Source organism: Litoribacterium kuwaitense (assembly GCF_011058155.1).
GTDB lineage: Bacteria > Bacillota > Bacilli > Bacillales > DSM-28697 > Litoribacterium > Litoribacterium kuwaitense.
Genome location: NZ_JAALFC010000037.1, coordinates 23,596 through 32,346, shown reverse-complemented (window position 1 = coordinate 32,346; position 8,751 = coordinate 23,596). Strand labels below are relative to the sequence as shown.

At 43.9% G+C, this 8,751-nt stretch carries 7 protein-coding genes; 2 read left to right on the top strand and 5 right to left on the bottom strand.

Going from position 1 to position 8,751, the window contains the following annotated elements:
• Nucleotides 1–224: 224 nt before the first annotated feature.
• Both G4V62_RS15430 and G4V62_RS15425 read left to right on the top strand, forming a co-directional pair.
• Nucleotides 225–911, top strand: coding sequence for a response regulator transcription factor (locus G4V62_RS15430; RefSeq protein WP_165203738.1), 687 nt, complete (start codon nucleotides 225–227; stop codon nucleotides 909–911).
• A complete protein-coding gene (locus tag G4V62_RS15425; protein WP_165203736.1) occupies nucleotides 908–2,287 on the top strand; it encodes a sensor histidine kinase in 1,380 nt (459 codons plus the stop codon). Before G4V62_RS15430 ends, G4V62_RS15425 begins: the two co-directional genes overlap by 4 nt.
• 70 nt (nucleotides 2,288–2,357) lie before the next feature.
• Here G4V62_RS15425 and G4V62_RS15420 read toward each other — a convergent pair whose 3' ends face one another.
• The 5 genes from G4V62_RS15420 to G4V62_RS15400 form a co-directional block, all read right to left on the bottom strand.
• Nucleotides 2,358–3,401, bottom strand: coding sequence for a ribonucleotide-diphosphate reductase subunit beta (locus tag G4V62_RS15420; protein WP_312855509.1), 1,044 nt, complete (start codon nucleotides 3,399–3,401; stop codon nucleotides 2,358–2,360).
• A 140-nt stretch (nucleotides 3,402–3,541) separates the two neighbouring features.
• On the bottom strand, nucleotides 3,542–5,728 hold the full coding sequence (locus G4V62_RS15415; protein WP_165203734.1) for a ribonucleoside-diphosphate reductase subunit alpha: 2,187 nt from the start codon (nucleotides 5,726–5,728) through the stop codon (nucleotides 3,542–3,544).
• 432 nt (nucleotides 5,729–6,160) lie between these two features.
• Nucleotides 6,161–6,919 (bottom strand): ABC transporter ATP-binding protein, encoded by a 759-nt coding sequence (locus G4V62_RS15410; protein ID WP_165203732.1) that lies wholly within the window; start codon nucleotides 6,917–6,919, stop codon nucleotides 6,161–6,163.
• A complete protein-coding gene (locus tag G4V62_RS15405; RefSeq protein WP_165203730.1) occupies nucleotides 6,916–7,965 on the bottom strand; it encodes an ABC transporter substrate-binding protein in 1,050 nt (349 codons plus the stop codon). The genes G4V62_RS15410 and G4V62_RS15405 overlap by 4 nt, the downstream gene beginning before the upstream one ends.
• Before the next feature lie 39 nt (nucleotides 7,966–8,004).
• Nucleotides 8,005–8,736 (bottom strand): ABC transporter permease, encoded by a 732-nt coding sequence (locus G4V62_RS15400; protein WP_312855508.1) that lies wholly within the window; start codon nucleotides 8,734–8,736, stop codon nucleotides 8,005–8,007.
• Nucleotides 8,737–8,751: the final 15 nt, after the last annotated feature.

Here is an 8,751-nt window from a genome sequence, read left to right as displayed (position 1 = left end):
TTTTTAATAATCACATCTTCTAATCCGGGAAACATCATGTTAGAATGCATACACACACAACTCCTATCTCGCTCTCTTGTTTTCGACAACTCAAGTGTAGTAAAGATATAGGAGCTTGTGTGTATTTTTTTGTTCTTTTTTTCGTAAACCCCAACAAATATTGTAGAGCCAAAATAAAAGCACTTGTGGACTCACAATGTATAATAATCATGGAGGTGAAAGTGATGTCGTTTCTCATTTACATTGTTGAAGATGAAGAAAATTTAAATGAATTGTTGACTACCTATTTAAAGAATGAAGGTTGGGAGGTTAAGTCCTTTTTAAATGGAGCCTCCGCGCGAGAAAAGATATCTCAACCGCCGCACCTTTGGATTTTAGATATTATGCTTCCAGATATTGACGGGTATACGTTGATTAAAGAGATTAAGGATAAAACACCTCATGTACCGGTGATCTTTATCTCAGCCCGAGATAAAGATTTTGATCGCGTGCTTGGCTTGGAGTTAGGCAGTAGTGACTACCTTGCTAAGCCGTTTTTACCTAGAGAGCTTGTCATTAGAACAGAGAAGCTTTTAGCGTTAACATATGCTCCTCAGCAAGATACGGCTATTGCCTCTTCCACGCCAAGGATAAACATTGGTCCGTACGTGATTGATGAGGATTTACGGGAAGTAAACACAGGAGATTTGACGATCAACTTGACTTCAAAAGAGTTTGATTTGTTGATTTTGTTCGTAAAGCATCCAGGTCATGCTTTTTCTCGGGAAGACATTTTAAATGCGGTGTGGGGAGTAGACTATTTTGGCAGTGATCGTGTCGTTGATGATCTTGTACGACGATTGCGAAAGAAAATGCCGGATTTACGTCTTGAGACGATTTATGGTTTTGGCTATCGGATGATGACAAAATGAAAAATCGTCCATTAGCATTTCAAATTTGGATCGTGTTTGCAGGCATTCTACTGTTAATTTCAGTCATTCTTGCCGTATTGTTTCCGATGATCATCCGGCAATTTTTCACGACTGAAATTTATACGACGATTGAAAGTGAACAGCAGGTGCTCACAGAGTCGCGTTTTCCTCAAGAAGAAGGGGACAAGCGTTTACAGGAGCAATTCGGCGCGCCTGACCGTTCTGTCCGTCATATCCTTTTGCCGCTCGATGCTTCAGTCATTTTTTATTCGGGTCCATTGCCAAATGCTTTTATTGCTAAAAGTAGGGAGGAGGCGCTAGAGCAAAATGACGTGAGTGCGCGGTATTCTAGTTATGTAGAAGAGGAGCGTATTTTTTACGTCATACGCAAAGTAAAGGCGGACAATCAACCAGCATATTTGCTGTCTTATGTTGAGGATTCGTACTTGGATAACTTAACATTTACGCTATTTCGCCAGCTTGGACTGCTCATGCTTCTCGTGTTTGTTTTAAGCTGGATTCCTTCGTTAGTGTTGGCAAAGTATCTTTCCAAGCCTTTAGTTCATTTGCAACGGCATGTCAAACGGTTGTCTAAACAGGAGTGGAATGACCCGGTAGATGTGCATCGAAAGGACGAGATTGGTGACCTTGGACATTCAATCGAAGATATGCGACAAAAGCTCGTCGCAAAAGACGAAGCGCAGCGAACTTTATTACAAAACATTTCTCATGACTTAAAAACGCCGGTAATGGTCATTCGCGGCTATGCCCAGTCGGTGAGTGATGGCGTTTTTCCGAAAGGCGATTTGTCTAGTACAATGGCTGTCGTCGAGCAGGAGTCTGAGAAGCTGGAGAAAAAAATAAAGAACATCTTGTATTTGACAAAGCTCGATTATTTATCGCGTCGGGAGCTCCCTGTTGAGCATATTCAGCTAGATAGGCTCATTGAGGATGTCACGGAGCGTCTCCGTTGGACGAGACAAGAGGTTGAGATTCAGTCTCGTTTGCAGGCTGTCTCGATTGAAGGAGATACCGAGCAATGGGTAAATCTGCTCGAAAATGTGCTTGAAAATCAACTGCGTTATGCAAAAGAAGAGTTGGCGATTGAGTTATTTGAACAAAAAGGCAATGCCATTCTTATTGTGGCGAATGATGGCCCTCAACTTGAGGATGAAGAGGCGAAAAGACTGTTTGAGCCGTTTCACAAAGGAAAAGAAGGAGGGCAAACCGGAATCGGTTTAAGTATTGTGCACCGTATTTTGAGCTTGCATCACGGTAACATTACAATTGAAAATCAAGCTGAAACAGGTGTTTTTTATCGCATCGTTGTCCCTAAAGTACGACAGTCGCAGTCTTTACCACCTAAAAAAAACTAAGTGCACAAAAACAAAGCCCTGCTTTTGCCTGTTGCCAGGCATGAGCGGGCTTTGTTGTTTGTTAAAAAACTTAAAGGTCGTCAAAACCGTTCTCGTCGCTTGTCTTCGTGTACTGACGTGACTTTTGCTCGAAGAAGTCGGTTTTACCTAAGTCGACTTCTTGATAAGCAACAATCCAACGCATTGGATTTTTCTTATGCTCAGGGTAAGGTCCTTCGTAACCCATCTGCTTCACTCGTTTATGGGCCATGAATTTAATGTAATCCTCTAATTCGTGCATCTCAATGCCTTCGATACGATTACCAATAATTTCACGCCCCCAAGCAATTTCCAGTTCGGCAGCATGTTTAAACGTTTCACGAACAAAATCCTCAAGCTCTTTCGTGTTTTCCTCTGGATATTGCTCAAGCACTTCTTTAAAGATCTTGGCAAATAAGTCTACATGAAGTTGCTCATCGCGATTAATGTAGTTGATCATTGTGCTTGTAGCGACCATCTTTTGGTTTCTTGCCAAGTTGTAAAAGAAAGCAAATCCTGAGTAAAAGAACAGTCCTTCTAAAATCACGTCATAAACAATGGATCGCAGAAGGTTACGAACGGTTGGTGACTCGGCAAAGTCTGCGTAGCCATTCGTTATAAAATCATTTCGCTTGCGTAATGTTGGTTCGGTGCGCCAATAGTCAAACGTTTCATCTTGTTTGCTCTTGGAAACAACACTTGAAAGTACATAAGAATACGAATGGTTATGAATGACTTCTTGCTGTGCTAAAATAATCATCAACGCGTTGAGGCTGGAGTCCGTCAAATAATCGGCAACTTTACCTGCGTAGTCGGTTTGAATACTGTCAAGCAAAGCGAGCAGACCGATGATTTTTAGATAGGCATCTTGCTCGGTTTCAGAGAGCTGGGGAAACTGTCGAATGTCTTTGGACATGTTAATTTCAAAAGGCGTCCAAAAGTTTGCGAGCATCCGCTTATATTTTGGGTACGCCCAGGAAAAACGGACATCATCCCAGTTTAATACGTTTGAACTTCGACCATTGATAATTCCAGTGGAGCGGTTCGGTGCATCAGGGTCCATTATTTTACGAGTATTTAATGTTTCTGAACTCACGTGACTCAATCCCTTTCATAAAAATACTTATTTGTGCCATTCGTTTTTGGAAGCACTATAAAAGGCGCCGACGAAGAGCCGGCTGCCTTTGTTTCATAAAGTGACCTCTCGTCAAGGAAATGCAGGGCTTACAGAAGCACTTAACTTTCGCAGCTCTCGCAATCCTCAATGACAGCGCCTGAGGTGGAGCGTACATAGTATGTTGTTTTTAAGTTTGAACGCCATGCTTCTTGGTGAAGAGAAAGTAATTCTTTTGCTTTAATGTCATTACGAACATATAGGTTAAACGAAATGGACTGGTCAATATGGCGTTGACGCTTGGCGTTTTGGCGAATGCTCCAATGCTGGTCGATCAAATAAACAGACTTATAGTACCAAGTTGTTTTCGGTGACAAATCTGGCGCAGTCACTGGAATTTTATAGTCTTTTTTCTCCTCGGAGTATTCTCTTCGGAAGATTGGATCGATGCTCGCTGTCGATCCAGCGATTAATGACGTTGATGAGTTCGGTGCGACCGCCATTAAATAGCCGTTGCGAATGCCGGAATCATGAATCTCTTTTTGAAGCTCCTGCCAGCGCGGGCTTGTGTAATCTTTTTTCGCAAAATAAGCTCCTGTATCCCAGTCTGAGCCTTCAAATGCTAGGTAAGCCCCTTTTTCTTTCGCCAGCTCCATACTTGTCCTGATCGTATAGTAGGCGATATCCTCATACAATTCATCACAGTAGTCAATCGCTTCTTCAGTTTCCCACGCGATGCCTTTCGTTGCTAAGAGGTGATGCCAACCAAAGGTACCAAGTCCGACGGCGCGGTATTTTTGGTTCGTTATTTTTGCCTGTTGTACAGGGAGCTCATTTAAATCAATGACATTGTCCAGCATGCGTACTTGAATCTTCACGAGCCGTTCAAGGACATCATCTCGTACAGCTGTCGCTAAAGAGATGGATGACAAATTACATACGACGAAATCGCCGGGCTCTTTGACAGTAATAATTTTACCATCTTCTGTGTATTCTTCGGTCACTGTCGTGGCACTCATGTTTTGCATAATTTCTGTACAGAGGTTGCTGCAGTAGACAATTCCTTTATGAGAGTTGGCATTGGCACGGTTGACCGTATCACGGTAAAACATGTAAGGCGTACCTGTTTCTAGTTGTGAAATCATCACAGACTTCATAATTTCAATGGCCGGGACTTTACGTTTATCTAAGTCAGGATGCTCGACACATGCCCAATAGCGGTCACGGAACGATCCTTTGCCAGGCTCTTCATCAAAAAAGTCTTCAAGCGAGAAGCCCATGATTTTGCGAACTTCGTGTGGGTCAAACAAATACCAGTCTCCGCGTGCTTCGACTTGTTCCATGAACAAATCGGGTAGGCAGACCCCTGTAAACAGATCGTGCGTACGAAGACGCTCGTCACCGTTGTTCAGGCGCGTATCGAGGAAGGCAAAGATATCCTTATGCCAGACGTCTAAATAGACGGCAACGGCTCCTTGACGCTGTCCAAGCTGGTCAACGCTAACAGCTGTGTTGTTCAGCTGTTTCATCCATGGAATCACACCGGACGAAACGCCTTTGAATCCGCGAATGTCGCTGCCTCGGGAACGAATTTTCCCCATATAGACCCCGATGCCTCCGCCGTGCTTACTAAGGGTAGCGATATCGGTGTTTGTGTCGTAGATGCCTCTAAGTGAGTCATCCACTGTGTCGATAAAACAGCTGGACAGTTGTCCATAGGTTTTTCCTGCATTTGCAAGGGTTGGTGTAGCAACGGTCATGTATAGATTAGACAGCGCCCAATAACTTTCCTTAACAAGGCTGAGGCGGTGCTCCTTTGGTTCATTCTGCATTAATGTCATCGCAATGACCATAAAACGCTCTTGAGGAAGCTCATATACATCGCCTGCGTGAGAACGTGCTAAGTAACGTTCAGCTAAGGTGAGTAGTCCAATGTATGTAAATGTTTCATCTTTTGCAGGGTCAATGGCTTTTTCAAGCTCGGCAATTTCTTCAGCTGTATAGTTGTCCAATAAATGAGTGCTGAAAATATCCATCGAACTTAAAACGTTAATCAGCTCTAGAAAGGAGCCATATTTTTGTTCAGGCTCATAACCTCGACTTCGGGCAGCTTTTTTGTAGAGCCCATCTAAATAAACTCGCGCTGCAAAAAAAGTCCAGTCAGGTTCGTCTGCTGTAATGTTTTCGAGTGCACTTAAGCGCAGGTAGTGTTCAAATTGATCATCCGTCACATCATCTTTATGTTCAAGGTAGCGTGAGATTTTTTCCTTAAATTCGGTCGTATCCAAGTTGGGGAATTGTTCCATCATTTTTCCATATACGCGTACGCTTTTTCGTGACTATCAATTGCTAGCATCGGTGATTCCTCCCTCTTTCTTTCAAAAATCCCTCTTTATTATTCGGCGCCTCACCTTTGTTTAGGTGCTTTCCCTTATCATTGCCGAAAAAAACGTTAAAACACTAAATATAGTGTTTTTTCATTGGTGTAATTACTAAATATTGTGGTTGCTACTTAGTATAGATCATAAAGTAGTGAGTTGTAAACTGTCTAGTTTGGTCATTCATCAATGAGTTCTAAAGCACTATTGGGGATAAAATGTGGACAAGCTGTGGGTAAAAAAACAGGGGCAAACGGCAAGCATTAGCTATTATACATAATAAAAGAAGAAAAGAAATCTCTTGATTTTTTATGAATGTGCTGGGAGCTTCATATGGTGCCATAAAATAACGGAAAAGGGCGCTCAACTTGAGCGCCTTTCCGAAAATAATAAGTCGAGCAGCTCTTCTTTTTGTTTCATTAATGAATGGTCGGATAAATCTTTTCGAGACCGAGGGCGTTGTCCTGTCACCGACATTTCTTTAATGATTTTCCCAGGACGTGGCGACATGACATAAATTCGATCAGAAAGAAGAAGTGCTTCTTCGATATCATGGGTGACGAAAAAGATCGTTAAAGAAAGAGAGTCTGCGAGCGATATAAGCCACTCCTGCATGCTTAATCGTGTCAATGCATCTAGCTTTCCGAATGGTTCGTCAAGCAGGAGTAGTTTTTTTTCAGTAAGGCACGTGCGCAAAAAATTGGCGCGTTGTCTCATACCGCCGGAAAGCTGATCAGGATAATGATGTTCAAAGCCTTTTAAGCCGAAGGGCTCCATCCATTCCATCGCGCGTGCTCGAGCTTTATTTTTAGAAATGCCTCGGATTTCTAATGGGACGGTGACATTTGCAAGAATGGTTCGCCACGGCAGAAGCACATCTTTTTGCGGCATATAGCCAGCGTATCCGGTCGTGCCAACGACCGAATGTCCCTCAAGGAGTACATCCCCTTCGTCAGGCTTTTCCAGACCAGCCATTATGTCGAGCAAGGTGCTTTTTCCACAGCCGCTCGGACCGATGAGTGAAACAAATTCTCCTGAATACATGGCTGCGTTGGTCGGCTGTAAAGCGACGGTTTGAGCAAATGTCTTCGTTACGCCAGTCACTTGAATGATTGGGTTCATGATGACGGATCCGGTAAGAAGCCATTCGTAAAGGCTTCCTCGACATTCAGTTCTGCTTCAATTAATGATCGCTCAGCCATCCAGTCCGCATAGGCAGCCCATACCTCTGTTTTTTGTAGGCCCCATTGCTCGCTGTCCGCTTGAAATTGTGAGCTAAGGTATTGCTGACTTTCTTGTACAAGGTCTTCATCTAGCTCAGGTACAGCTTCGAGAAGCGTATTCGCGGCTTGTTCTGGCTGCTCAATTGCGTCTTGATAGCCTTTGCTAGTTGCTTCCATAAAAGCCTCAGCCAATTCAGGCTGGTCGGAGAGAAGTGATTCATTTGCGATGATAACAGGTGTGTAATAGTTCAACGCCGGATCGAGTTCACGGAGCGATATCGTATTAATCTTTTTGCCGGCAAGCTCAGCCGCGATTTTATCCCACCCATCAAAAAGCCACATAATGTCGGCATCACGGCCGATCGCTTTAACAAAATCGGTTGCTCCGAGTGTAATCAGTTCAAGCTCATTAAAATCGGCGCCTGCGTTTTCCATGACGGCTTGAATGGTCGCTTCTTCACTGGCAGAACCCCAACCGCCGTATCGTTTACCTTCGAAATCATTGACTGTTTCAATGCCTGAGTCTTCAAGAAATGCAAAGGATGACGTATTGTTTTGGATCACGGCCGCAATGGAAACGACAGGGATGTCGTTTGTTCTAGCCATGGTCACGTTTTCCTGGTTGCTAATACCAAATTCTGCCTGGCCGGCTGCAACCATTTGGTCGGAAGTGTTGCCCTCACCAGGCTGCTGAATGGTTATTTTTAAACCTTGCTCCTCATAGTAGCCGTTTGCCTGTGCAACATAGAGCCCTGTATGATTCGTGTTTGGAAGCCAGTCGAGCATGACAGTCACTTCAGTCAGGTCAGTGTTGTCAGATGTGGGCGTGGCTTCTTTGTTCCCCGCAGTATCGTTTGAGCTTTGGTCCGAAGGCGCGTCTGTACATGCTGCGAGTAATAAAAGTAAGGCGAGCCATCCAACCTGAAGAATATGATGTTTTTTCATTGTGATTCACTCCTTGATTTTTCTAGGCAAAACTTCGTATTACTTTTTTTTCGCCTGGTAGTGCCATGACATTGTGAGTCTGGCACAGACCTCAATAAGTAAAAAGATGGTCAAACTGAGCAACACGACGACGATGATCGCTGCAAAGACACGATCGGTTTGGAACGATTGAGAAGATCTCGTCATAAACACGCCAAGTCCTTTGCTCGCTCCGAGCCATTCACCGATAACAGCTCCCATGACGCTGTAAGTGCCAGCAATTCGTAAGCCGGAAAAAAATGAAGGAAGCGCGCCTGGAAGTTTAACCATCTTAAATTGCTGCCAGCGGGACGCGCCCATTGAACGTAAAAGCCTGAGCATGGACGGATCGACTTGCCGATATCCGTCGGCTAGGCTAATCGTAATAGGAAAAAAACAGACGAGTGCGACGACAATAATTTTAGGTAATAAGCCATAGCCAAACCAAATCATAAACAGTGGTGCCAAAGCGATAATCGGGATCGTCTGCGAAATAACGAGCGGTGGGTAAATAGTTTGTCTAATCCAATAGGCTACGTCTGTTAACGTCGCGATGGTCACAGCGACGATAATAGCAATGCTTAAGCCAGCAAATGTTGCCATTAAGGTTGGGCCGATGTGGGTGAACAATAAATCACGTGTTTCCCAAAGCGTTTGTATGACGACGCTAGGTGGTGGCAAAATCCACTGTTCAATTCCTGTCCCCCAAGTGGCGATTTCCCATAGGAGAAGGAGGAGTAAAATGAATAGCACTGGTAAGGCGATGCC